The following is a 24,799-nucleotide window of genomic DNA, read 5'->3' as shown; positions in this document are numbered from 1 at the left end:
CGTATTCAATTTTGTTAGCGTAATAGCTTGGATTCCATTCCACAATCACTTCGAATTCTTCTTCGCAGTTTGAACATTCTGTATCAAATTCGTTTGAGGAAAAATCGCCATCCATTTCGTTTTCATACCCACAATATGGACATTCCACAGTGTCATACATTAGTTGTCACCTTCTATCGTCCAGTCGCCAGTCAATAAATCATTCCAGTTATATTCCTCAAAAAAAATACTGAAATGTTGATAAGCGTGTGTGTATATTTTTCGTTCCGTTTCTTTATCATGAAAGACAACGTTCCTCCCGTTTTTTATCGCCTGCATAGCTTTCTCAAAAGATACATAGTTTGGTAGGATGCGCCATTTAATATCTAAAGCAAAAGAGTTAACGTACAAAGGAACTCCGTCGCTAAAAACTATCCCTTTATTAGTTCTTGTAACTTCATACTCCGCGGTTCCTTCCGCAATCTCCCCAACCTTCAACCGATCTATCATTTCACCCGTTGTTAACCATTCGCTCATTGTCAAAACTCCCTCCGCCGGTAATCTCTACCGTTCATTTTGATAACTTCCGTATTCTCCATCATTCGGGAAAAATTACGCTCATTCATTCGCTCTCGTAATTCTTTGCTATCTAGGTTTGTTGTGTAAATCGTTGCTTTCCCTGCCCGATTGTCCAAGATTTCAAATAGCTTTGTGATAGCCCATTCCGTTTTATGTTCCGCTCCTAAATCATCCAGTACCAGCAAGTCCACCCTTTGGATGACTTCCAGCAGTTCATCCTCTGTCACACCTTTGTTGTTATAGGTTTCCTTGATCTTCGTTAGCAACTTTGGCAATGACAGGAACAAGCACTCTTTCCCTTGCTCCATTAGTTTTTTTGTAACGGACACTGATAAATGGCTTTTACCTGTTCCGTAATTCCCAACCAGTAATAAATTTTTGGTGCCGTCAAACTCCTGTATGTAGTTCGTGATAGTCTGTTTGGCGGCAGTTAATGCTTCACTGGTAGGTTCATAGTTTTCTAGGGTCGCATTTTTCAATGATTCATTTATCAGCGAATAGTAATCAAAGAACTGTTTCATTTTTTTATTTTTAAATTCTGCGCTCTTTCTTTCGGATTCTTCAACGAATTTTATATCCTCGCACTTACAACCGTAATCAGCCACTATCCATTCACCTTTACGTGGGCCAATCGGAATTTCCATTTCTTTTTGGGTGACTGTCATATTGCAACCTGGACAAACATATTCTTTAATAAATCGTTCTTTTGGTCTCGTTATCCCTTTTACATTGCTTGCTTTATCCATAAGCACCACCTAAAATCCGTAATCGTAATCGTCATATTGGGATTCTCTTTTGCTAATAGGGATGACATTCGATTTGTTTTTCTGATTCATTCGATTTTGTGCTTCATCCTTGCTGGTATTTCTCATAATCCCGATGGTGTACTCTTCTTTTTTGCCAGAATGCATATCAATGTGAGACCTCAATGCGTACTCAATAACAACGGGATCGTATTTTTGCCATTTGTTCATGGTATTGTAAATAACGCTCTTAGAGACTTTTCCGGTCTTTCTTGTTTCCCTAATGACATCCCAGTATTTTTTGTTTAATTGATTAAAATCGGGAATGGATGAAAAGACCGGCAATAAATCTTTGATTTTTGACGTATAGTCTTTTTCTTTATCATTCTTATTACATTCTTTATCATTCTTGTTTATATCCATCGACTGTGTATCGACTGTGTATTTACTGTTACCATCTTCTTTTTCTGATTGGTACATTTCCCAATTTATCAATGTTATTAGTGTGTATTTGTTGTTACCATCTCCACTACTTACAGAAATCATATTTTGAGTCTCTAACCAGTTCAAAATAGCTTTAATAGTTTTTGGATTTGGTTCCTTCCAGGCTCCTTGTTCGTAATATCCGACTTGTCTGGCAATCTTTCTCATAGATGTTAGATGTTGGCCTTGCTTGATTGTTAGAAAAGAACCGTCACGCATTGGAACTTTGTTATCTTTGTGATTAACCGTATATTTCAGATATTGCCACACTCGATGGTAGAGGGGTGGCATTACCCATATATCGCTGTTAAGTTCTTTTCTAAAATCTTTGATATACCCCTTCACAACCACCCCTCCTACTGGTTATTTACCGGCATTGTTATACTCCATCTGCAATGTTTCCAACTGCTTTTTAAGAGCGTTTATAATCTCCGCTGTACTTTCCTTCGCGTTACGCCAACGCTCTTTATCTGCTTCCGCTTCTGCTTCTTTCATCCGCAATGGATTACATGCAATTTCTGCCTGCGCTTCCTTTACAACGCCAGTACCCGGGGTATCAATGACAGCTTGAGCAAATGCCATTTTTCGGGCAGAATATGCTTGCCCATAGTCATTGATCGCCGCCGCATGATACCTTCCGAGTACTTGCATAATTTCAGCGTATACCCGGATTTTCTTAGCTAATTCTCCGGGTATTTCATCATTAAGTGTTTCAGCTTGTTTGTATAATTCAGTTAGTTTACTCATCCCACTCATCCTTATAAAAATCCGGGCCATAATAATCGGTGAAAAAATCTAACCAGTATTCGGTTAATTCGCCGTTCATATGGACTTTTTTGTGGCAGAGGTGACATAAGGTTAATCCGTTCGTAAAAACACCCCTGCCGCCGCGCGATTTAAATTTTACGTGATGAATTTCTTCACCCCTGCGACCGCATTGTTGACATAATCCTCTATCACGTTCATATACTTGTTGCCGTACTTCTTTGCTAAATTCCCCGCGTTTTGCTCTTTTAGGGATACGTCTTTTGTGTTGCGGTTTAGGTACAACAGTCATGAATTATCACCCTTATATGTTTCACTAATCCACGCATCCAATTGTTTAAGCGCTGCATCTGCCTGGCTTTTTGTTAACGATGGAAGATCGGTTATTTTCAATGCTTCGTAAACCACATCAACACTCCCGTTATTGGCTTCTGCAAACTTCATTGCCTTTACCTTGATGTTTCCTAGTTGTTCCTGCGTGATTGGTTCTTGTTGCCTTCTCTGCGCTTGTCCGTTATTTCGTTCATCCACCCCGTTATCAGCTTCCGGATCATCCCCGGTTGGAATCATAAAGGCCTTCATAAGGGCATATTTCTGTGCGCCTGTAATCGCTTTATAGACCGCCTTATCTCCTGCATCCTGCCCTTCTCCGGCGCTGTGAATAGATAGTTCCTCGCCGGAATCACCGTCAATAAACGTAAATTTCACTTTAACGGTGGCGATGTATTCGGTGTTTCCTTTCCGGTTGACATGCTCACGGGTGGTGTGTTCTGTCACATCGGGAAGCATAATGACGTTTTGTTCAGCTAGTACTTCCCGGACTTTTTCCGCAACATCGGACTCAGTCGCGTATTTATAATTATTGAATTTGTTGAATCCTCTTTTTTCGATGTACTGAACTTCCTTCATGACCTTTGCTAGCTTTTTGACAAGTGTTTTCTCACTCACTGTCAACTACCTCCCAACCAAGGCCTTGGCTTGTCATAAACGACTCTAATGCGCTTAATTGCTGTTCGGTTCCAGTCACCTTATACACTTCGAATACTTCCGGCTTATCATCTATTACGGGATGTATCGGTTCAGTCGGATTCGTAAACGGGATTTCTTCAACTTTCGGTTCAAAAATCGGATGCGGTTCAATCTTCGGTTCTTCTTTTTTCGTCTGTTTTTCGACTTCTTTCTCCGCATCATCCGCAATTTGCTGTTTGATAGATTCGACATCCCGGTAATCTATCAAACTGATATAAGCCGATTCCGATAACTTAATACCATTTTCCACGTTCGCTAATTTGACAGTGCTGGCAATCAATTCTTTGTCAGCTGCTTCTTTATCCTGCTTCGTTTTCAACTGTGCGGCTTGCGTTTCTAGTTCTTCTGCGATCGATTTCATAGTCTTACTTTTTGTCAAGTGGCTGTCTAAGACGACTAACTCAACCGCATGCTTTTCATATAGATCAAAGTCCTCAATAAGTTGTCCGATGACTTCTTGTACTTTTATGCGTTTCTCATCGCGGCGTTTTATTTCAAATGCGTCACTTTGTTCAATAAGAGGATCGATGACTTCATCAAACTTTTTATTAAGCGCCTTGCATTTATCTTCAAATTCCTTCACAGGCTCGTTCAATTGCTTTTTAATATCCTTCCGATACTCGTCAACCGCCTTCTTACCTTTACGTAAATCGGCGATAGTCTTGCGGCATTCCGTTGCATCATCTTCGGTAAAAGTCAGGCCGCTATATTTTTGCAGATTTTTTTCCAAATCTTTTTCGATTTCCTCATGATTAAAGACAACCTTCGCCGGTTCCAGTGTGATAGTTTTAACTTGTAATTCGTTCATTGTTTCCCCTCCAAATATTCATTGACTTCCTTCAACATGCGATTTAAAGTTGATTCCGGACTTTCGTGATCCCATTTCTTGATATATCCATTACTTATTTTTTCGCTCGTTAAGTTTTTGCCGTTCCCTTCAACTGTCCGTATATCAATGGCCCCGACATGCGGCGCGTAATCAAACGACAAATTATTTTCCATACATGTAACTGCTAAATCCGCAAATAAATCATTAATCATACAAACCCTCCTTGCCACATTGCGCGTTATACGCTACAATGTGGGTAATCATTTAATATTTTTTGATTTCATTCTTTGCCTACTGTGCCGGTAGGCTTTTTTAAATGACAAACAGTGCTAAAATTAAAGCGATTGCTAGTGTTCCTGCTGCGTGAATTAAGAAATCTTTTGCTGTGTACAATGGTTATTCGCCTCCTTTAATTGCAATTTCCATTTATCAAACAAGGGTCTACGCTTAGTTTTTGAACAGAAGGTAACTTCATTTTTACTTCCTCTTCATATCCTTCCATGTCAACACCTAATGCGATTAGACTTTTGTATGCTTGCTTACCACTTGCCGCGTTTTTGATGGTGGATTCGATTTCTTGCTTCAATGTTTTGATTTCTTCTATTTTTTTATATTGTGGACGTAAATCTTTTTTTGCCTGCTCTACCTTGTCAAACAAGCCAAACAGTTTATATGGTCTGTCTAACACAATCGCGCTATTTATATCCGCCATCTCAGATTCAACAATGCGATTCTTCAAACCCGATGCATCCCTTATATCGCGTACAAAATGGTCATATTTCCATTTACCATTTAATTTCACCGCTACCAAGAAATCTTCAATCTTATCCGCGACCTCATGTAATGGTGTTGTGGTGTTTTCTAAATCTTTTAGTCTTGCAATTAACGACTGTTTAATATTGACCTTGATATAGTTATCAATTTCATTTCGAACCTCTTTTCTAGCCTCATCGATTTTTCCATTTACATAATCTCGTAAAGAACCTTTTGTGAAACTCATGTTTACCCCTCCTAATAATTGCTAAGTAATATAATCCATCCAATTGCTTGTAATACTGCCAACACCGGAAAAAATATGCGGTCAAGGATCTTCATATCCGGCTACCCCTGATTGCTTCCTGCTGTTTGATTTGTCGCATATTTTGCCTGGCTTGATCAATCGACTGCTTGCGATTTTCAAGATATTGCAATGTATCCAGTGCATTTGCTGCATTGCGTAGACAAGCTGCCGCGCTGCCGAACTTTGCATTAGCAGTGTATTCAATCTCTAACATGCGGTAATGATCGTACTCGTTTAATGCTTGATCCGCTTTTTCTTGATCGGATTTTAAAAATAGTTTGTTGGTCATTTGGTTTCACCTCCAAAAATTTGTATAAAATGTTTATCCAAAAATCGGGCCATTTCCTTTGCTTGAAAACTCCATGTCTGGCCTTGATTTTTCGGGTAATAGACAAACCCACCATTTTCGGTATCAAGTATTTTTTTAAATCTTGGTCGATAAAGAATGTTATCTTTTATCCATCTATCACTTTTGTTAATTCGTTTTGATAAATCTTTCATATTCCAGTACACGCCAGATAAGGATTCTTGTTGCAATTCTTCTAGTTCGATTTTTGATATAAGTACCTGATCGGTAGGTACTGGGATGGTTAGGTTGACGTTAAGTTGTTGCATTGGAATCAACCTTTCCTTTAATACATCCATTACAATAAAAGCTTGTGCCTGGGAAATCGTCGCCTTGACTTATTATGTCTGCTATCTCAAGAGGGTCTACTTGGTATTCTTTGCCGCAAACTGGGCAACTTGAGAATATTTCATCCTCATACAAATCCACTTTCATTTCCACTTGATCATTGATTTTCGTTTTTACGTATAGCATTAAATAACCCCCTGTTTATTCAAGAATTTGTTAATAAAGTATATTTGCCCTTTCCCGGTTATTTTTGGTGTTCTGGTTTTTCTCATCTCTCCATTGCTACCTGTTCGTAATCCGTGTTTTGTCACCATGATTTTTAAGTCAAGACTCTTTTGGGTTGGCGAATTCCACATTTCACCTTTTTTCTTGCAAAGATATCCATTATCGCGCAACCATTCGAAAAGTCTGTTCGTCCCTATGTCAATTCCTTTTTGATTCAGTACATTTGCTAAGTCTTTGACTAATACAGTGTCTTTTGAAACGCTAACCGCTTCCGCATACACCACTTTTGGCTTTTGCAATTCAATGGTTTGTTCCGCTTTCAATCGCTTGTCTTTTTCTTCTTTGAGATTGGTCAAAAGCTTTATACCAAAGTCCGGGTCATTTATAATGTTTTCAATTGTTTCCGGTGTTGCATAAGCACCATGTTTTCTTATCGACGGTATTACCTCGACCGCTAACCAGTCTTGAAATTGTTCAGCTATACTGTTTGAAGCTTTGAAAGCTAATTTGTAAACCAATGGCTCGGGGATCAAATCACCTTTCGCAACATCTTGCGAAACATATTTTCCCAGATAACCATTGACAGTACGCCAGCGGACGTAAATCTTTCCTGCTTTAAATTCCACAAACCCCAAACTTTTTGCTACTTGTTCGACATCAAATAAAACTTGACCATTTTCTAATTTCGCTGCCACTTTAAATACGCCAGATTCATTTTCGAATACTTGCAATTGATTCATTTGCTTTCTCCCTTCCTTATCCACCCACACCCCCTAATCAATATTTAAAGTCGTCGCGTTGGCTATTGCTGCGGCTCGTTATCTCTAACGGTAAGTCATGGCCTGCTCCGCTCGTTTAAATATTCATTACAGGGTGTGGTGATGGTAAAATATATTATTAGTGCTTAGTTATATTTATTGCGCATTTTTAATGCAGTTTCTAGGTAAAAAAATTTCTTCAACTGTTTTGCCAAAGTACTCACTGAGCAAGAACATTTCATCTTGATTAAACTGCAATTGCCCACGTTCTTTTCTGCCGTAAGTGTCTTTGGAGATATTCAATATCTTGGCTAAATCATCTTGGCTTAAATTTTGTTTTTTTCTTTCAATAATAAGATTCCATTGCATTAAATTAACTCCTTTCTGCTCTTGACAATTCTAACTATATCATCATTAAAAATAGAATGCAATACTTTTTTCGCATTTTTAATGAATAAATTTATTTTTAGTGGATATACTTATTATAAAATGCTATTATTAATGCAGTTAATAAAGGACGGAGGAAGAAAAATGAATAAAAAAGAATTAGCGAAATTTGTTGGAGGTCGAATAAAGGAATATAGGAAAAGAAACAAATTAACCCAAAAAGAACTAGGTGAAAAAATAGGTGTACGTGATAATACAGTATCCGCCTATGAACGTGGAGCGATATCGCCAGAACAAGACATGCTATTTGCGATCAGTGACGTTTTAGACATAAGCATAAACGATCTGTTCCCGGAAAAGAAACACACCACTTCCGAATTTGAACGTGCATTAAAAATGACAAAGAACCTCAGTGCGGAGGAAATGGAATTTTTAAACCAGCTGATAGAGAAATCTCTCTCCATGAATGATGAAGAGAGGGAAAACTTTTTAGAAAGCATTCGCTTTACCGTTGAATATTATGAAAGAATGAATAAAAATTAACTGTCTTTGTGATCTCTCAATAGATTAATTAATTTTACCAATAATTGTAGTTCGTCATCAGTCACAACATCGCCGCCTTTTCGGTGTAATTTAAAATAAATGAGGTGTCTCCTTGGCTTACAAAGTCGGTAGATGCCTGCTTCGATACCGTTTACAAGAAAGAAGTATGACACAACAAGAATTGGCTAATATAATGGGTGTTACAGTCCAGCAGATCAATAAATATGTAAGAAATAAACAAAAGATGTCAATAGAAGTTGCTGGCAATATTGCTCTAATTTTAAAGTGTCGTATTGAAGATCTTTACGAATGGATCGAATCGGGCAGAAACGAGTAGATATTTATCTACTCACCGACTTGTTTCAGCCGTACAGCTTAATTAAGTTATACCATATTTTTAACGAAATTAATATGGTATATGTAACCTTTTTGTAATACTATTGAAATTTATTTGTAATTAGTATACCATAACGGAAACAGATGTTCTAGTATTTTTATAAAAATTTACAAAGGGTGTGCAAAAATATGGCTAGCTTTCAAAAACGAGGAAAAACGTGGCAATATACGATTAGTCGGATGGTTAACGGACAATCCAGACCAATCCGCAAAAGTGGGTTTCGCACAAAAAAAGAAGCTCAAGTAGCTGCCGCTGATGTCGAATCAGATTTGCGCAAAGGTGTTGTACCACATTTGCAGTTAGAACCGTTTGACGAATACTTTGCATCGTGGGTGAAAACATTTAAAACAGACATTACGGACAATACATTGGTACGTTACAGAAACAGTTTACAAGCGATTAAAGAGGAATTCGAAGGTGTACCGATACAAAACATCAATAAGCGTACCTATCAAGCGTTTTTGAACGAATACGGGGAAACTCATGCAAAAGAGACCACGCGAAAATTAAATATCCATATTCGTGCTTGTGTTCGGAATGCAATTGATGAGGGGATAATACGTGTAGATTTTACACGTGGTGCGGTTATAACCGGAAAAGAAGGCAAGAAAAAGATCGACAAGTACCTCGGATATGATGATGGAAAGAAATTGCTAAAAACGATTATTGAACGATTGGACAAGTCCATGACGTATTATTTGTTATTGTTGGCTCTAACATCGGGTATGCGGTTTGGAGAGATTGTTGGATTAACACGCAAAGACTTTGACTTTGTAAATAACACAATCAGCATTAATAAAACCTGGGGTTATAGTGCAAACATGCAGCAGGGATGGGGATCAACCAAGAACGGCGAAGAACGGGTAATCAAGATGGATGTTGAAACAATGAAGCTGTTTAAGAAGTTATTTATGACCAAACCTGACAACATCAAAAAACTTGTATTTTATAGTCCGCAATCAATGTATCATGTCATAAGCAATGGAACGTCCAACAAAGTATTAAGGGGATTGCTCAAAGATTTAAAATTAAAACGTGTATCGTTGCATAGTATGCGGCACACACATGCGTCAATTCTGCTTTATGAAGGTGTATCATTTTATTATGTGTCGAAACGTCTCGGTCACAAAGACCTTGAAACGACATTAAACACATACAGTCATGTGATCAAGGAAATGGAAGAACGTGATGAAAACAAAAGCACCGGGGTATTTGAAAAAATGTATGTGTAAAAAATGTGTAAAATGAAACGAGAACGATGTCGAATCGGTTCCAACTAAAAAGAAAATAAAAACACCAATAAACGCCTATATATCAACGTTTTTATGGTGTTTTACTTTTACAGTTTCCGACTGCTTCTAACCAAATTACGCCCCCGGCAGGAATTGAACCTGCGACACCCAGTTTAGGAAACTGGTGCTCTATCCCCTGAGCTACGGGGGCAACTGAATCGACAGTAATTATTATACAAAAAGTAATGCGAAATGAAAAGCATAACATCCCTTTTTCCACATGGAATACAAACTTCATATATGATAAAATGAACTACATCTGCTAAGCCGTGTTGGATTGGAGGGGAAGGTATGGCGGAGGTTCCGTTCATTGCAATCGAAGGACCAATTGGAATTGGCAAGACATCCCTTGCACAAAAGCTTTCGGTCCATTTTGATTATCATTTACTAAAAGAAATCGTTGAAGAGAACCCGTTTCTCGGCAAATTTTATGAGGATATCGACGAATGGAGTTTTCAAACGGAAATGTTCTTCCTATGCAATCGATATAAACAACTGGAAGATATTGAACACAAATACTTAAAACAAAACAAGGCAGTCATTGCCGATTATCATATTTCCAAAAACATGATTTTTGCGAAACGTACGCTGCATCAAGATAAGTTTGATAAATATGAACAAATTTATCATATACTAACGAAAGATATGCCTGTTCCGAATATGATGATATACTTACATGCAAGTTTGGATACGATTTGGGAACGCATCAAACAGCGGGGTCGGGATATTGAACAAAATATGAAATCATCCTATCTGGCCCAGCTTGCACAGGACTATACCGATTATATGGATGAATTTGAGATACTTCATCCGGAGATTCCTGTCATTCGAATCGATGGGGATAAACTCGACTTTGTTAAACATCAGGATGATTTAAATGCCATTATTAAGCAAGTGGAGCGCCATCTTCACGGCAATCAGGCAATATCGAAACATTGAAGGAGCATACCAAACATGAATTTACGTGAAAAATATCTTATTCCGAATGACAGCATTATTACAATTGCCGGGACAGTGGGGGTTGGTAAATCCACGATGACCCAAGCGCTTGCGAATGCCCTTAATTTTAAAACTTCCTTTGAAAAAGTTGATACAAACCCGTATTTGGAAAACTTTTATGCTGACTTTGAGCGCTGGAGCTTTCATTTACAAATTTATTTTCTTGCTGAACGTTTTAAGGAACAAAAGAAAATATTTGAATACGGCGGTGGCTTTATACAGGATCGTTCCATTTATGAAGATACAGGGATTTTTGCCAAGATGCATTACGAAAATGGCACCATGTCGAAAACCGATTATGAAACGTATACCAATCTGTTTGAAGCCATGGTAATGACACCGTACTTTCCGCACCCCGATTTGTTAATTTATTTGGAAGGATCACTGGATGAGATTCTGGAACGAATTCACGACCGCGGACGGGAAATGGAGAAAAACACGCCTATTTCCTACTGGGAAGAAATGTACAAACGTTATCAAGACTGGATCAACAATTTCAATGCTTGTCCAATTTTACGCATTAATATTTCTGACTATGATTTATTGAAAAAGGAAAAATCCATCGAGCCCATCCTGGAAAAGATTGGGCATTTTATTCAACAGTCACGCCGATGGAAATCCAGGGAATTGATTAAGTAAAAGAAAACGGGGGATACGTAGCTATTCCTCGTTTTCTTATGCTAAATATTCTCTTTCCCTGCTGAATTCTTCGATAAACGGGGATGTTCCTATTATGATCAATATGATGCTCACACCTGTAACTGCAACCCATTTAATTGGAACATCGAAAATGGAGAGCGGTAAAATCGTAAAGCTAAATAAGGAAGAAAGGTTCATTCTCCACTGCGCCTTCGCTGTTATATAATTTACCTTACTGCAATAGGGACAACGTTTTTTGATACGAAACATTTTTCTAATGGAATTCCCATACGTCCATTTACGATGACAATGTTGACATGTGGGCATAATTGGTTCACCGCCTTTCACTTTGGCAGATAAGAAAGTATAAACTTTCTTATTCTGCATAAGAGCAACTAAGGCATTCGCCCAAAGGCTTGGCGAATGCCAAGTTTTCTAATATTATATTATATTTCACTAATAATTGCCATTATTCCAAGTAATAGTAGTCTACAAATTTACTAAAGCGTGATGTACATCACCGAAAAATTATAGCAATTTCGCTATAGTAAACATGATGATGAAATATGGAGGGAAAAACGGATGGCTACTATTCGGATGGAAAATGAGCGTGATATGGTTCTTGAAGCTGATTTACCCGATTTGCAAACCCTTATTGATGAAGCAACACGAGATTTCGATCACTATAAGGATGAAATTGCCATAATCTATGAGAAAATGCCAAAGTTTGATTATAAATATTTCTGTTTCTATGCTTACTCTACATATCGCTTGCTGGAGACGGCAATGGATTTTGACACAAGCGATGTCGGCCATTTTCGGCTCGAAGCACCAGATGAATTCTATTATGCATTTTACGGGATGATCGCGACGTTACATACACAGGGAGCAACTGTGGAAAATTAAGTTGTTGGTAGTAAAAGTGGCTTTTCACCTACTTTGTAGAAAAAGAATATGTTCGATATTTATAATTGAGTAGCGTAAATGCTTGGGTAGATATAATTTATCCAAGCATTTTTTTGCTTGTACAGCTAAAATATCAAATCATTTCATAGCCACAACGAAGTAACGAACGAATCTGAAGGAAAAGTTGTCATTCCGGCACTCATCGAAGGCATGAGCGACCGAACCCAGAAGAAAAATCATCATTCGGACTCTCATCGAAGGCATGAGTGACCGAATGAAGATGAAAATCCAGCATTCGGGCTCTCATCAAAGGCATGAGTGACCAAATGCAGAAGAAAAATCATCATTCGGACTCTCATCGAAGGCATGAGTGACCGAATGCAGAAGAAAATCCAGCATTCGGGCTCTCATCAAAGGCATGAGTGACCAAATGCAGAAGAAAAAACATCATTCGGGCTCTCATCGAAGGCATGAGTGACCGAACGAAGATGAAAATCCAGCATTCAGGCTCTCATCAAAGGCATGAGTGACCAAATGCAGAAGAAAAAACATCATTCGAGCTCTCATCGAAGGCATAAGTGACCGTATGGAGAAGAAAAACTATGATTCGGGCTCTCATCGAAGACATGTGTGACCGAACCCAGAAGAAAAATCATAATGCAGAAGAAAAACTCGTTATTTCGCTTTTTATTTTAGTTTTTCTCCATTAATAGTAAACTACTGAGCCGCTTTTTTATCACTTCCACTTTTCCCCCAGCTCAATCGATCGTTTCCGGGCACTTTCCACACAGTCCATAACGGTTTGCTGAAAATCATTTGCTTCTAGTGTTTCAATTGCTGCCTGAGTCGTGCCACCCGGACTCGTGATTTTTTCCCTTAATACACTTGCTGGATCCCCGGAATGCTTTAACATTTCACCTGCCCCAATAATCGTTTGGGTAATCAATTGAATCGCCACCGCGTTATCCAACCCAGCTTTTAATGCCGCCTTTTCCATGGCTTCCACTAAATAATAAAAATAGGCCGGGCCACTTCCGGAAATTCCCGTTACTGTATGCATATCACCCTCGTCAACGATCGTAGTCAGACCGATCGTTTTAAAAAGTGATTCAGCAAGCTCAAGATCTGCTGCCCCGGCATTTTCCCCGGCAGTAATAGCTGTTGCCGAGAATCCAATGGAAGCCGACGTGTTAGGCATCGCCCGAACTACCGGTACATTCTCGCCGAGTCGTTCCGAAATAAATCCGGTAGCTATTCCAGCGACTACAGAAATAATCAGTTGATTTGGCTTTACATGTGATTTTACTTGATTAATTGCATCAACAATATCATACGGCTTTGTCGCAAGCATAATGATATCTGCTCCGTCAATTGCGTATTTCCTATCTGTTGTAACATCAATGTCATAGCGGTGTTGCAGTCCATCCAAACGCTCCCGATTATTTTTGTTCGTTGCAACGATTTGGCTGCTCATTAAAAATTGATTATGCAAAATCCCAGAAATAATCGATTCCGCCATCGAGCCAGCCCCTACAAAACAAATCTTCTCAACCATTTTCAGCACCTCTCGCTTTTTAATCTAAATTCAAAAAGACCTCCATACGCCCTAACATTAAGGACGGATGGAGGTCTATCCGCGGTACCACCTAATTTGACACAAAACGTGTCCAGCTCTTATTTATAACGCATCAACTGCGGTCAGATTTTGTTCTAACGACTCCCAGGTAGGTTCGCAATTTTAGCTGCCGATGGAATCTTTCAGCCGGTGAATTCCAATCTCTTTCGGGCTAATAAATTGTTACTGGCCTGTTCTTCATCTTTTTTATATAGATATTTTTATGTAATATACGCTGTAAATCAGAAAATGTCAAGGACTTATTTCGGAAAATTCCTTCGTATTCATATTTATATGACAACGCTTGGCTGAAGTTTTCTTGCCCCCACCATGCTATCACTTTAACGCTTTAAAGCAGTGGGGACTGCCCCATGATTAGTAGTTGCGTTCGATGGTGAAGTTTGTTTTGTCTCCGCGGAAGTAGGAGCGGGAGAATTCTACTTTGTTTCCTTTTTTGTCTTCCGCGATGGTTTCCATGTAGAAGCAGGGCATACCTTCTTCACAATTCAAGTGTTTGCTTGTCCGTTCATCTGCCAGTGCAATTTCGATCGTTTCCGTTGTTTTGGCAATGCGTACATCAAAATTATCGGACAGGGATGCGTACAAGGATGATTCCGCATGTTTTCGCGCAATCCCCGGTGCTACATCCCATGGAATGTAAGCAATCTCGTATTGCGTCGGTTCTCCATCGGCTTTGCGAACCCTTTCAATCCGTTGAATGGGTGCATTGACGAAGACATCCAGTAAATGTTGCAACATGTCATTTGCCGGTATGACCGATATGTTGACCAAACTGACAATGCCTTTTTTCCCCTGCACCGCAATCTGATCACTGTAGCGCTTGATGGTATTGGAAAGCGCCTGCTTCACTTTTTGCTCTGCAACGAATGTCCCTTTCCCTTGTATTCTGCTTAAATAACCTTCCAGCGTTAATTGGTTCAGTGCTGTACGAACCGTAGTCCTGCTGACATCAAAGTCTTTGCAAAGGTCAAGTTCTGTCGGTATTTTTTCTCCTGGCATATATTTTCCGGCTTTAATTCGATCCAGCAGCTCTTCCTTAATATATGCATGTAAAGATTGCGATTTTTCCATATGCTGACTCCTTCAATTATTCAATACCTTTAGTGTACAGGATAATACAAATACTGACAACTGGGTCCTATTTGTTATTATAATTATAAATACAGTTTGAGAAAGGTGTGGATATTGTTATATTTGTATGGTACATTATTTATAAAGGTAGGTACAAATTTAAACTATTACAGCTAGTTATCTTTTCTAGCCAATCAAGGCGGATCAAATAATAATAATGAAAACGCAATTATTGATGCCAGGAAAAGATGTACAGCTAAGGAGAGAACCGTTATGTCATTAAAAGTAGTCGTTATTGGTGGAGGATCAAGCTATACACCAGAAATTGTTGAGGGAATGATCCGCCGGCATAATTCGTTTCCTGTAACAGATATTGTACTCGTCGATATTGAGGCAGGAAAAGAAAAACTTGAAGTCGTTGGTCAACTGGCTGCCAGGATGATAGAAGCAGCCGGCAAAGCCATTCGTCTATCATGGACACTTGATAGAAAAAAAGCCTTGGAAAATGCAGATTTTGTTTCTACACAAATTCGAGTGGGCGGCTTGAAAGCACGCGCATTGGATGAAAGAATTCCGCTGAGTCATGGCTACATCGGGCAGGAAACCAACGGAGCCGGGGGAGCATTCAAAGCATTCCGCACTATTCCTGTATTGATGGACATCGCAAAAGACATCCACAATATTTGTCCGGATGCCTGGATGATCAATTTTACGAATCCCGCGGGCATGGTAACAGAAGCATTACAAAAGCATGCGATGCACAAAAAAGTGATAGGTGTGTGCAATATTCCGTATAACATGCGTCATTCCGTGGCGGAAATACTAGATGTGGATCCAGCAAACGTCCGGATTGAATTTGTTGGCATGAATCACTTTGTTTTCGGAAAAAACATCTTTGTCAAAGGCGTCAATCGGACAGCGGAAGTCTTGGAAAAACTGGCAAGTGACAACTTGGACTATTCGCCGGCCAATATCGTTAACATTGGGTGGTCGAAAACGTTTATTGAAGCTACCAAGCTTTTGCCAAGTCCATATCATGAGTACTATTTTCATACAAAAGAAGTTTTGCAGAAAGATATCAAGTCCTTTGAAGAACACGGCACTAGAGCAGAAGTTGTGCAGCAATTGGAGGAATCCCTGTTTGATTTATATAGAAATCCCGATTTGCGTATGAAACCGAAAGAATTGGAACAAAGAGGAGGTGCTTATTATAGCGATGTAGCCTGCAGTCTGATGGATTCAATTTATAATGACAAGGGGGACATCCAAACCGTCAACACGAGAAACAATGGTGCCATTTCCGATTTTGCCGATGAATCCGTGATTGAAGCGAACTGCGTCATCAGCAAGGATGGCCCTAAGCCCCTGGCTATCGGAAAGTTGCCATATCAAGTGAAGGGCGCCATTTTGCAAATGAAAGCTTTTGAAGAATTGGTTATCCAGGCAGCCATCACTGGAAACTACGAAGATGCGTATCTTGCATTTATTATGAATCCGCTGATAGCTGACGAGAGAGACAGTAAAGTGCTCTTAGATGAATTATTAGCAGCACATCAGGCATATTTACCACAATTTCAAAAATAAAGGGGAATGAAGGCTCAGTAACAATTTGGCGGGATCGTACCGAAGACAGCTTGTGGGGTATATTGCTACAAGTGAAGAAGTTGAAGATAAGGAGGGGAGTTAGACATTGAACTTACTATCAAAACGTCAAAAGGATATTGTTTTACTTTTATCCAGGATTAAACACCCAATCACATCAGAATGGATGGCAAAAGAATTAGGTGTTAGTGATCGTACAATACGAAATGACATCAAACAAATTCAACGAGACTCGGAATCAGTCGGTTTTTCTGTCCAATCAATTAGAGGGAAAGGATACCTGCTACATATACGGAGTCAAGAGCATTTTATGCCTTCACATCAACAATTAACAAGTGAAAACGATGTTATATCAGGCCACTTTGCTAACCAAAATAATCGGGTTCTTTATATACTAGGCCGTCTGTTATTAGAAAAGAATTTTATTAAGCTGGAAACCTTTACCAATGAAGTCTTTGTCTCCATGTCGACCATCCATAATGACATTAAAATTGGCAAAGAATTACTGGAAAAATATCATTTGAAATTAACAAACCGTCCCCACTATGGATCAAAAGTTGAAGGCGACGAATATATGAAGCGTTTATGTTTATCCAATTTACTAATCAGTCGTGGTCAGGATGCATTTCATAAAAGCGAATCTTTACAACTTATTGATCAAGAAGCATTTGCAAATATTAAAGAAATTTTAATAAAAAGGGTCAATCAGTATCAGATCGATATGTCTGATATATCTCTGGAAAACTTGGCCACACATATAGCAATTGCATGTAAGAGGATTGAAAAAGGATTTTTCATTGATAAATCAGACGATGTTTTAACTGATGATGAATATCCTTTTGAAAAAAATGTAGCGAAAGAAATTATTAAAGACGTTGAAAACTATACAGGATTAACCTTTCCAAATACAGAAACGGATTATATCATTGTCCATTTATTAGGCACAAAACTTTTACGTAAGAAGGAATTAATTGAATTTAGTGAGTTTGATGAAGTGGGTACCATCGTAAACTGTATGCTTGAAAGACTAAGGACGGAACTAAATTGGGATTTAAGTATGGATGATGAATTTATCCAAGCAATAACTTTACATATTCGTCCGGCTATGAACCGTTTGCGGTACAAAATGAACATTCGGAATCCTCTATTAAATGATATTAAGAAAAAATATCCAACTGCATTTGAAGGGGCAATTATTGCTAGTAAATGTATAGAGGAATATTTACAAATTGAAGTTATTGAACATGAAATTGCCTACATTGCCCTTCATATTGTTGTAGCATTAGAGCGAATGGAATCAGAAAGGAAGAAGAAGAAAAAAGTAATTATCGTCTGTGCAACAGGTGTCGGAAGTGCAAGATTACTTTATTATCGCTTAAAAAAATTTTTTGAACAAGAAATTGAGATAATGGATACGATTAACTATTATAATTTAGCATCGCATGACTTATCGACCATTGATCTAATTATAAGTACAATCCCTATACAAGAAAATTTCAAGATACCTGTTCAAATTGTCAATACTTTCCTAGAGAGAAAAGACATCGACTCCATAAAAAAATCTATTTCCGAGAATGAAAATGAAATTGAAACTTATTTACAACCTTCCAGAATTTTTCTTCAGCAGGACTTGCTTGATAAAGAAAGTGTCATTAAATTTCTGTGCGGCGAATTATATAAACAAAAGCTTGTACAGAAAGATTATGTAGACCTTGTCTTGAAAAGAGAAGCTGCAGCTCCAACCAGTTTTGGAAATTTAGTGGCCGTCCCACACCCCATAACGCCTGTCACAAACAAAACATTTTGGACGGTGTGCACATTACAACAGCCAATTCAATGGTATGACCAGCAAATGGTACAATTTATCTGTTTGTTAAATATTAAAAAAGGTTCTCAAGGAGATTTAGATCGAATGTTTAAAAAACTGATTTCAATCACTGAAAATAAATCACTCATCCAAAAATTGATTGAGAGTAACACAGTAGAAGAGCTGATTGAAACGTTAAAAAATGACATTACATGACTCTGGACACAAAGCGGGTGATCAGGTGAAAATTAAAAATCTTATAGTAACGAGGCTACCAGGCATTTATTATGGGACTAGTTTTGGGAAACGAAAATATCGCTCACTTTACGTTTTTTCCTTTAATAAAGGAAAAAGTTTAAACGGAAAACTAAATCACTTTCATATAAAATAATAATATAGAATGTAAAAATTACCATTCAATAGGAGGGAGAAAAATAGTAAATATCGGCATATCTATATACCCTGCAAAAACTACTTTTGAACATGATAAAGAATATCTTGATCTTGCCAGGAAATATGGTTTCACTAGAATTTTCACAAGCTTATTAGAAATTGATGGAGATGCAGAAGCAGTTATTAATAAATTCAAAAAAATAATTGATTATGGCAATTCAATCGGGATGGAAACGATTTTGGATATCAACCCTGGATTATTTAAACAACTAAATACCAATTATGATGATCTCGGCTTCTTTAAAGATTTAGGGGCTGCAGGAATTCGTTTGGATATTGGCTTTACTGGGTTGGAAGAAGCTCAAATGACAAAGAATCCATATGATTTGAAAATCGAAGTAAATATGAGTAGTGGCACAAAATATATTGAAAATATTTTAAGTTACCATCCAAAAAAGAAAAATTTTTGCGCATCACATAACTTTTATCCACAAAAATACTCAGGTATTTCACAGTCTCATTTTGAAGAGACGACAGCTCTGTTTAATAAACATAATATTCATACAGCAGCTTTTGTTTCTTCACAAGCAGGCACATTCGGACCATGGCCAGTTCAAACAGGCTTATGTACATTAGAACAGCATCGAAACTTAAATATACAAACTCAGGTTACTCATTTTCGGTTAATGGATACAATTGATGATTTATTAATTGGCAATGCTTATGCAAATGAAGGAGAATTAAAAGCAATGTCAGAAGCATTTTTTAGTCCGCATCCAAATTTCGAAATTGAATTAATCGATGGTCTCTCTGATATAGAAAAGAAAATAATTCTCGATGAGATTCATCTATATAGAGGGGATCGCTCAGAATATATGATTCGTTCCACTTCCACAAGGATTAAATATAAAAATGAAAGTATTTTAGCACATCATACGGAACCGATCAAAAAAGGTGATATTTTAATTTGTAATGATGACTTTGGTCAATACAAAGGGGAAACCCAAGTCGCTTTAAAAGATATGGAAAACGAAGGAAATCGAAATGTAGTTGGGCGTCTTAAACAAGACTCCATCTTTTTATTGGATTACATAAAGCCGTGGTCAACATTTACGCTTTCATGATCGTTTTTTAGTCTCCTTTTACACTTTTCCGTTAGTAAACGGAAAAAATATAACATAACATGAAGCGGTTTCATGGTAAAATAAACATGTTGGAACTAATATAATCCAAACTTGAGGGGGATGGGTATGAAAAACATTATGTTGGTATGCTCAGCAGGAATGAGCACAAGTCTGTTAGTAACAAAAATGCAAAAAGCAGCCGAATCCAGAAATATTGAAGCAGATATCTTTGCAGTTTCCGCTTCAGAAGTTGATAATACGATGGAAAAGAAGAGCATTGATGTATTATTACTGGGTCCACAAGTTCGTTATATGAAAGCTAAATTTGAAACCAAACTGAAAAGCAAAAATATTCCTATTGATTCCATCAACATGCAAGATTATGGACTGATGAACGGTGAAAAAGTATTAGAACATGCCCTAAATCTAATTGACAATAAATAATTTCATCTTTTACATTCTTTTTATGGGGCATATCAACTTAATTAGTTAATACGCCCCCTATATGTAAAGCAAGAAAAATGAATTAATAAATGCAAAAGTTTAGTGGATCTGTCCAAACAAAAATGAAGGTTTCTCTTCCTGTTATCCCTCTTTTAACGGCTGTAGGATCCCATTTAAAGATTCTTAGGTTACTAGGTGGTACGGTTCTGGAATTATTGGCACCCTAGTTTGGTAAGTCTTAAATTAGCTGATTATTTTATTTGTGAAGAGAAAACAGGAAGAAAAATAATATAGCCAGGTGCATTAATTGATTTTCAATAGGTCAGCTTTTTAAGAATAAAGTTAGAAATGAATTATACTACTCCAAGAAGGTTGTGCAATAAAAATGGTTGATGAAAGTTTAAATACGATTGCTTTTCAAATTATTAGTAACGTTGGATCAGCAAAAAGTTTAGCAATGGAAGCCCTTTATGCGGCAAAGCGTAGTGATTTTGCTCTGGCAGAAGAAAAATTAGTGGAATCAAAGAAATATTTTGTTGAAGGACATAAAGTACATGCTTCCTTAATTCAAAAAGAAGCTGCTGGAGATAAAGTTGAATTTTCCTTACTCTTTATGCATGCGGAAGACCAATTGATGAGTACAGAAACGATTACTGAATTAGTTAAAGAAATGATTGAAATGTATAAAAAAATCGTGGAATGATAAAAAGTATTATCTGATTTAAAGGGATCATTACCATACCACTTGGTAATGATCCTTTTTTTAAAAGTAAAGTATATAATTTTTAACGATATTAATTCATGATCAAGAATGGCCATGTCCAGCTCCAGCGCCCAGCGGCTAGTGTGCAACACCCGCCTCCGTACGATAAAGAAGACTTGCCGATTGGTGAAACCAGAGGCTTAGTCGCACTTATACCCTTGTGGTGAAAGTCAACATCGGTTCGCTTCCAGCTCACCGTGTTTCCTTTATCTCCTTCGGTAGGAATGTTCGGTTAAAACCGCCGCTTTGCGCGGCAACACCGAACCACCCACGTTGCGCGGGCGCAGCACATACACCGCTAAACGGGCGCTTGCGCTTTTCTTACGGGTACCGAACTGACCACTTGTGAAAAAACAACCATCATGAAAAAAGTGATTAAGAGGCATTCTATTCCTCTCAACCACTTTTTTTGGCTCCATTTAAATAAGAAGCTTCTATTTGTTTAAGCATTTCTTTAAATCTTCTTTTTTTCAAGGGAGACCAAACAATGCCGATAAACGCATCATTTAATTTTTGAAGATAGCCAAAGGATTCCATTTTTTCAGTATAGTGCAATTGACAACTCTCTTCCGTAAGTGGACGAATCTTATAGGCTACTATAAAATCATTTTTATTGCTGGTTGTTCGATACTGATAGGAATTATTTTTGGTGACTTCTTCAATCCGAACCGTAGCTTTGGAATTTTTTGAGAACGTCTTGACATACTCGAACCCTGTCAATTGTTTTTCCGATACTTTTTTTCCCGTTTGGGAATGGATATCAGATAAAACGGAATCTATAATCGTCTTGTAAAAAAATTCAACCGGCACATTCATTTTTCTTACTATTTCCATTAGGTTCACCTAATCTTTTTCCTTTTTATTCTTTTTCTTCTTTTCCTTCTTTTCCTTAAAAACAATAATTGTACCAACTATAATAAGAAATAATGCAGTGGTCATATTAAGGATATCGTACTTCCCTGTTTTGGCATTTGCGCTAAATAATAATAGGAGACAGCCGATGCTAAGAAGAAATAAACCTCCTTTAGCCATGTTAATCATCCTTTTTTATTTAGCAGGGGAAGAACGGAAATAAAGAACCGAACCCCACGGCTGATTTTTTATAGCTGACTTTGCCAGTTTTGCTGCTTTTTCCAAATCATTTGCGTTTGTTTCAAAATAAAGATTGATACCTTTTTTGTCCTTGAAGGAAAATTGAGTCCCCTCTTCACTATAGTTGTTCAATAATTCAATGATTTTGTCTTGTTGGACAGCGGAGCTGATTTCAATCATTTTTTCGACTCCTTTCCTTATGATAAAGAAGGGTGGCCGCTTCACGATGGAAGTGGCCTCTTAATTCGCGTATTTCTGATCGTCATGTTCTGTTTCTTCTCCCAAGGCTGGATCCATCTTGTTTGCAGCAATAACGAATGGAATCCAGATGGCAAACGAAACAAGCATAGCAACTAATGTGACAATTGGTGCACGCCAGTCTGCTCCTGTAGCCAGGAAGGATAACAAGAACGGTGGAGTAACCCAAGCCACTGCTACAGAAACTGGCGCAACCAGTCCCAATATCGTCGCAAAGTAGCCGATGGAAACGGATACCACTGGTGCAAGCAAGAATGGAATGAACATAATTGGGTTTAACACAATTGGTAAACCGAACATGATTGGTTCATTGATATTGAAAACTCCAGGTCCGACAGACAAATTGGCAACCGTCCGGTAGTCTTTCCGTCTGGAGAAGATTAGTAAAGCAATAATCAAAACAATCGTTCCGCCGGATCCACCATACCAAGCATAAGCGTCAAAAGATCCGCGAACCCAATGATATCCTTCAGCAATTACCAATTCTGCACCACCTTGGTGGAACAGCCTAACGTTTTCTAATTGGGCAACACCAAAGACGCCTTCCAAGATTGGCGCAAGAACGTTCGGTCCATGGATTCCAAAGAACCAGAACAATTGAACGAATAGGGCAACCAGAATAACTGCTCCAAATCCTTGAGATAGTCCAAGAAGTGGCAGAGCAATTGTTTTTTGTAACCAATCTAAGAAAGTCATATCTGGTACTATCTTAGAGAATACGAAATAGAAAATAGCAATAACATATAGAGCAACAGTTGCCGGAATGATCGATGCAAAAGCTTTGGAAACAGCTGGTGGAACGGATTCCGGCAACTTAATAGTTAAATCTTTTAACATCAATTTAACAAATATCATGGTAGCAACAAAACCAATAATCATTGCAGTAAAGAAGAGATTGGCGTCCAGGTTGCTCAATGGGAGCCAGCCATATCCTGCCGCTGTAATGTCTGTTGCAGTTGCGGACCACCCGGCTTCGTTGATGGCATCTACAGTAGCCTGGTCCAAATTCAATCCTGTAATTCCACCGGTGAAAGAGAACGTAATCCCGGCAATCGTAGCAGCTGTTGAAACAATTCCTCCCGATAATTCATTCACACCGTAAGCTCTTGCAATATTATACCCCCACGAGAACACAAAAATCAAACCGGCAATTGCAAGCGTTCCATTCCATACATACCCATTAACCGTAATAATTTCTTTAATGACTGGAATGGTATTTCCATCATATCCATCGATGAATTGTGGCGGTAGATCCCGTATAAGTGCATTAATCATAACTGCTACAGACCCAGCCATCGTTGCCGGAAGCGTTCCGATAAATGCATCTCTTAAAGCAACTAGATGCTTTTGACCTCCAAGTTTACTTGCAATCGGAAGAAAATACTTTTCCAACCATGCAGTTAAAAATTGCATTAGAATACCCCCTTACATAGAATTTTTTAATGACATGTTATAAATCTAAACACTTGTTTAAAGCAGAGCGTACTTTGTCTTAAATATCCCTTGTTATATTTCAATTGCACCCCCAATGTTTGGTTTATATTGGTTCTAACATGTTTATTTTAACATGAAAGCGCTTAATGTTATGTTATATTTTTTCCGTTTACTAACGGAAAAGTGTAGAAGGAAACTAAAAAACGATCATGAAAGCGTAAATATTGAAAGATTGAGTCTCTTTTATGATACCCAACAACATTTCAGATTTCCTTCGTTTTCTATATGTTTAAAGCGACTCCTTTGTAGTGACCAAAGTCATCATTATAAATTAAAAAATCATCTGTTTGGCTGGTTCAAACGCAATCTGTAAGAGCACATCAATTTTCGGCATTTCGGCATGGAAGGGATTTTTCACCTTTTTGCTAAGTTCTGCGGTTTCGGTGCTGGTAGTATTGGGCGTCATTTACGCTATTGTTTGATGCACTAGAGGAAAGGGGAAGTCTGCAGTTTTTTTGGTTTGCTTCAAAGCAAGTGGAGAGGAAAACGCGCATCGTTTTTTCAAGTTACAGGAAATTATAAAATTCGGGCTGTAGAAATCTATGGTGCTGATTTTCCACACTGACTAAGGCAATGGAGGAGGGACTTTTTAACCCTCTTTCCACACTATTTTCCGATTACTCAAAAAAAATAAAGCTGCTACAAAAGTAACGGCTTTATTTTTATCTCCAAATTTTATGCGCTAATTTACAAATGGAGGAGGTAGAGGGATTCGAACCCCCGCGCGGTTTGACCCGCCTGTCGGTTTTCAAGACCGATCCCTTCAGCCAGACTTGGGTATACCTCCGCAATCGACAAGATATAATATACCATGCTCCATAATAGCTTGTCAAACGGAAATATACATTATTTAGCATGAAGTTTTGGT

General features: G+C 38.1%; 32 protein-coding genes and 2 tRNA genes. 11 read left to right on the top strand and 23 right to left on the bottom strand.

What is annotated here, in order from left to right:
- Positions 1 to 159: 159 nt before the first annotated feature.
- The 14 genes from IEX12_RS10700 to IEX12_RS10635 all read right to left on the bottom strand — a co-directional run bounded on the left by IEX12_RS10700 (position 160) and on the right by IEX12_RS10635 (position 7,453).
- The gene (locus tag IEX12_RS10700) at positions 160 to 516 is read right to left on the bottom strand and encodes a hypothetical protein (protein ID WP_188725131.1); all 357 of its coding nucleotides are present in this window, start codon (positions 514 to 516) and stop codon (positions 160 to 162) included.
- Between the two features lie 2 nt (positions 517 to 518).
- Positions 519 to 1,304 carry an ATP-binding protein gene (locus IEX12_RS10695; protein ID WP_188725130.1) on the bottom strand — a complete coding sequence of 262 codons (786 nt, stop codon included), beginning with the start codon at positions 1,302 to 1,304 and terminating at the stop codon, positions 519 to 521.
- A gap of 9 nt (positions 1,305 to 1,313) precedes the next feature.
- Complete coding sequence (locus IEX12_RS10690) at positions 1,314 to 2,129, bottom strand: hypothetical protein (RefSeq protein WP_188725129.1); 816 nt, start codon at positions 2,127 to 2,129, stop codon at positions 1,314 to 1,316.
- Between the two features lie 18 nt (positions 2,130 to 2,147).
- On the bottom strand, positions 2,148 to 2,531 hold the full coding sequence (locus IEX12_RS10685; protein WP_188725128.1) for a hypothetical protein: 384 nt from the start codon (positions 2,529 to 2,531) through the stop codon (positions 2,148 to 2,150).
- Positions 2,524 to 2,841 carry an HNH endonuclease gene (locus IEX12_RS10680; protein WP_188725127.1) on the bottom strand — a complete coding sequence of 106 codons (318 nt, stop codon included), beginning with the start codon at positions 2,839 to 2,841 and terminating at the stop codon, positions 2,524 to 2,526. The genes IEX12_RS10685 and IEX12_RS10680 overlap by 8 nt, the downstream gene beginning before the upstream one ends.
- Positions 2,838 to 3,497: an ERF family protein gene (locus IEX12_RS10675; RefSeq protein WP_188725126.1), complete on the bottom strand. Its 660-nt coding sequence runs from the start codon at positions 3,495 to 3,497 to the stop codon at positions 2,838 to 2,840. Before IEX12_RS10675 ends, IEX12_RS10680 begins: the two co-directional genes overlap by 4 nt.
- Positions 3,490 to 4,386: a DUF1351 domain-containing protein gene (locus tag IEX12_RS10670; protein ID WP_102416451.1), complete on the bottom strand. Its 897-nt coding sequence runs from the start codon at positions 4,384 to 4,386 to the stop codon at positions 3,490 to 3,492. The genes IEX12_RS10675 and IEX12_RS10670 overlap by 8 nt, the downstream gene beginning before the upstream one ends.
- Positions 4,383 to 4,619, bottom strand: coding sequence for a hypothetical protein (locus tag IEX12_RS10665; RefSeq protein WP_188725125.1), 237 nt, complete (start codon positions 4,617 to 4,619; stop codon positions 4,383 to 4,385). The genes IEX12_RS10670 and IEX12_RS10665 overlap by 4 nt, the downstream gene beginning before the upstream one ends.
- A 197-nt stretch (positions 4,620 to 4,816) precedes the next feature.
- The gene (locus tag IEX12_RS10660; protein WP_188725124.1) at positions 4,817 to 5,407 is read right to left on the bottom strand and encodes a hypothetical protein; all 591 of its coding nucleotides are present in this window, start codon (positions 5,405 to 5,407) and stop codon (positions 4,817 to 4,819) included.
- Positions 5,408 to 5,498: 91 nt separating this feature from the next.
- The gene (locus IEX12_RS10655; protein WP_188725123.1) at positions 5,499 to 5,756 is read right to left on the bottom strand and encodes a hypothetical protein; all 258 of its coding nucleotides are present in this window, start codon (positions 5,754 to 5,756) and stop codon (positions 5,499 to 5,501) included.
- Entirely contained in the window at positions 5,753 to 6,082 is a 330-nt protein-coding gene (locus IEX12_RS10650; RefSeq protein ID WP_102416459.1) for a DUF771 domain-containing protein, read from the bottom strand. The genes IEX12_RS10655 and IEX12_RS10650 overlap by 4 nt, the downstream gene beginning before the upstream one ends.
- A complete protein-coding gene (locus IEX12_RS10645; protein WP_102416461.1) occupies positions 6,069 to 6,287 on the bottom strand; it encodes a hypothetical protein in 219 nt (72 codons plus the stop codon). Before IEX12_RS10645 ends, IEX12_RS10650 begins: the two co-directional genes overlap by 14 nt.
- On the bottom strand, positions 6,287 to 7,090 hold the full coding sequence (locus IEX12_RS10640; protein ID WP_286171078.1) for a phage antirepressor: 804 nt from the start codon (positions 7,088 to 7,090) through the stop codon (positions 6,287 to 6,289). The genes IEX12_RS10645 and IEX12_RS10640 overlap by 1 nt, the downstream gene beginning before the upstream one ends.
- A gap of 150 nt (positions 7,091 to 7,240) precedes the next feature.
- Positions 7,241 to 7,453, bottom strand: a complete 213-nt coding sequence (locus IEX12_RS10635; RefSeq protein ID WP_188725122.1) for a helix-turn-helix transcriptional regulator — start codon at positions 7,451 to 7,453, stop codon at positions 7,241 to 7,243.
- A gap of 162 nt (positions 7,454 to 7,615) precedes the next feature.
- Between IEX12_RS10635 and IEX12_RS10630 the strand changes: the two genes are divergently transcribed.
- The 3 genes from IEX12_RS10630 to IEX12_RS10620 all read left to right on the top strand — a co-directional run bounded on the left by IEX12_RS10630 (position 7,616) and on the right by IEX12_RS10620 (position 9,643).
- Positions 7,616 to 8,014 carry a helix-turn-helix domain-containing protein gene (locus tag IEX12_RS10630; protein WP_188725121.1) on the top strand — a complete coding sequence of 133 codons (399 nt, stop codon included), beginning with the start codon at positions 7,616 to 7,618 and terminating at the stop codon, positions 8,012 to 8,014.
- Positions 8,015 to 8,126: 112 nt separating this feature from the next.
- Complete coding sequence (locus IEX12_RS10625) at positions 8,127 to 8,351, top strand: helix-turn-helix transcriptional regulator (RefSeq protein ID WP_188725120.1); 225 nt, start codon at positions 8,127 to 8,129, stop codon at positions 8,349 to 8,351.
- A 188-nt stretch (positions 8,352 to 8,539) separates the two neighbouring features.
- A complete protein-coding gene (locus IEX12_RS10620; RefSeq protein ID WP_188725119.1) occupies positions 8,540 to 9,643 on the top strand; it encodes a site-specific integrase in 1,104 nt (367 codons plus the stop codon).
- A gap of 138 nt (positions 9,644 to 9,781) precedes the next feature.
- Here IEX12_RS10620 and IEX12_RS10615 read toward each other — a convergent pair.
- A tRNA-Arg gene (locus tag IEX12_RS10615) sits at positions 9,782 to 9,854 on the bottom strand.
- A gap of 140 nt (positions 9,855 to 9,994) precedes the next feature.
- Between IEX12_RS10615 and IEX12_RS10610 the strand changes: the two genes are divergently transcribed.
- Positions 9,995 to 10,642, top strand: a complete 648-nt coding sequence (locus tag IEX12_RS10610) for a deoxynucleoside kinase (protein WP_188725118.1) — start codon at positions 9,995 to 9,997, stop codon at positions 10,640 to 10,642.
- A 15-nt stretch (positions 10,643 to 10,657) separates the two neighbouring features.
- A complete protein-coding gene (locus tag IEX12_RS10605; protein ID WP_088051731.1) occupies positions 10,658 to 11,341 on the top strand; it encodes a deoxynucleoside kinase in 684 nt (227 codons plus the stop codon).
- A 36-nt stretch (positions 11,342 to 11,377) separates the two neighbouring features.
- On the opposite strand, the gene IEX12_RS23825 is transcribed toward IEX12_RS10605, so the two are convergent.
- Complete coding sequence (locus IEX12_RS23825) at positions 11,378 to 11,668, bottom strand: TIGR04104 family putative zinc finger protein (RefSeq protein ID WP_371871300.1); 291 nt, start codon at positions 11,666 to 11,668, stop codon at positions 11,378 to 11,380.
- A gap of 255 nt (positions 11,669 to 11,923) precedes the next feature.
- On the opposite strand from IEX12_RS23825, the gene IEX12_RS10595 reads away from it, so the two are divergent.
- A complete protein-coding gene (locus IEX12_RS10595; protein WP_088051728.1) occupies positions 11,924 to 12,247 on the top strand; it encodes a hypothetical protein in 324 nt (107 codons plus the stop codon).
- Positions 12,248 to 12,983: 736 nt separating this feature from the next.
- Here IEX12_RS10595 and proC read toward each other — a convergent pair.
- Positions 12,984 to 13,802, bottom strand: a complete 819-nt coding sequence (gene proC, locus IEX12_RS10590; protein ID WP_102416255.1) for a pyrroline-5-carboxylate reductase — start codon at positions 13,800 to 13,802, stop codon at positions 12,984 to 12,986.
- 435 nt (positions 13,803 to 14,237) lie between these two features.
- A complete protein-coding gene (locus IEX12_RS10585; RefSeq protein WP_188725116.1) occupies positions 14,238 to 14,954 on the bottom strand; it encodes a GntR family transcriptional regulator in 717 nt (238 codons plus the stop codon).
- 273 nt (positions 14,955 to 15,227) lie between these two features.
- On the opposite strand from IEX12_RS10585, the gene IEX12_RS10580 reads away from it, so the two are divergent.
- From IEX12_RS10580 to IEX12_RS10560, 5 genes are all read left to right on the top strand, one after another.
- Positions 15,228 to 16,538, top strand: coding sequence for a 6-phospho-beta-glucosidase (locus IEX12_RS10580; protein WP_188725115.1), 1,311 nt, complete (start codon positions 15,228 to 15,230; stop codon positions 16,536 to 16,538).
- A gap of 184 nt (positions 16,539 to 16,722) precedes the next feature.
- Positions 16,723 to 18,579 (top strand): BglG family transcription antiterminator, encoded by a 1,857-nt coding sequence (locus IEX12_RS10575; protein WP_443093497.1) that lies wholly within the window; start codon positions 16,723 to 16,725, stop codon positions 18,577 to 18,579.
- Between the two features lie 218 nt (positions 18,580 to 18,797).
- Positions 18,798 to 19,880, top strand: a complete 1,083-nt coding sequence (locus IEX12_RS10570) for a DUF871 domain-containing protein (protein WP_088051723.1) — start codon at positions 18,798 to 18,800, stop codon at positions 19,878 to 19,880.
- 126 nt (positions 19,881 to 20,006) lie between these two features.
- Positions 20,007 to 20,324, top strand: a complete 318-nt coding sequence (locus IEX12_RS10565; RefSeq protein ID WP_286171076.1) for a PTS sugar transporter subunit IIB — start codon at positions 20,007 to 20,009, stop codon at positions 20,322 to 20,324.
- Between the two features lie 385 nt (positions 20,325 to 20,709).
- Complete coding sequence (locus tag IEX12_RS10560) at positions 20,710 to 21,027, top strand: PTS sugar transporter subunit IIA (RefSeq protein ID WP_088051721.1); 318 nt, start codon at positions 20,710 to 20,712, stop codon at positions 21,025 to 21,027.
- A 456-nt stretch (positions 21,028 to 21,483) separates the two neighbouring features.
- Here the strand turns inward: IEX12_RS10560 and IEX12_RS10555 are convergent, their stop codons facing one another.
- The 5 genes from IEX12_RS10555 to IEX12_RS10535 form a co-directional block, all read right to left on the bottom strand.
- On the bottom strand, positions 21,484 to 21,921 hold the full coding sequence (locus tag IEX12_RS10555; protein WP_188725113.1) for a DUF3284 domain-containing protein: 438 nt from the start codon (positions 21,919 to 21,921) through the stop codon (positions 21,484 to 21,486).
- A 9-nt stretch (positions 21,922 to 21,930) separates the two neighbouring features.
- The gene (locus IEX12_RS10550; protein WP_088051720.1) at positions 21,931 to 22,119 is read right to left on the bottom strand and encodes a DUF3188 domain-containing protein; all 189 of its coding nucleotides are present in this window, start codon (positions 22,117 to 22,119) and stop codon (positions 21,931 to 21,933) included.
- Between the two features lie 15 nt (positions 22,120 to 22,134).
- Positions 22,135 to 22,359, bottom strand: a complete 225-nt coding sequence (locus IEX12_RS10545) for a hypothetical protein (protein ID WP_088051719.1) — start codon at positions 22,357 to 22,359, stop codon at positions 22,135 to 22,137.
- Positions 22,360 to 22,419: 60 nt separating this feature from the next.
- Positions 22,420 to 23,850: a PTS sugar transporter subunit IIC gene (locus tag IEX12_RS10540; protein WP_088051718.1), complete on the bottom strand. Its 1,431-nt coding sequence runs from the start codon at positions 23,848 to 23,850 to the stop codon at positions 22,420 to 22,422.
- A 775-nt stretch (positions 23,851 to 24,625) separates the two neighbouring features.
- Positions 24,626 to 24,718 (bottom strand) — tRNA-Ser (locus IEX12_RS10535).
- Positions 24,719 to 24,799 lie beyond the last annotated feature (81 nt).

The organism is Lentibacillus populi, assembly GCA_014642895.1.
GTDB classification, from domain to species: Bacteria; Bacillota; Bacilli; order Bacillales; family Amphibacillaceae; genus Lentibacillus_C; species Lentibacillus_C populi.
The sequence above is the reverse complement of the archived record's forward strand: the minus strand, read 5'-3'. Positions and strand labels throughout refer to the sequence as shown.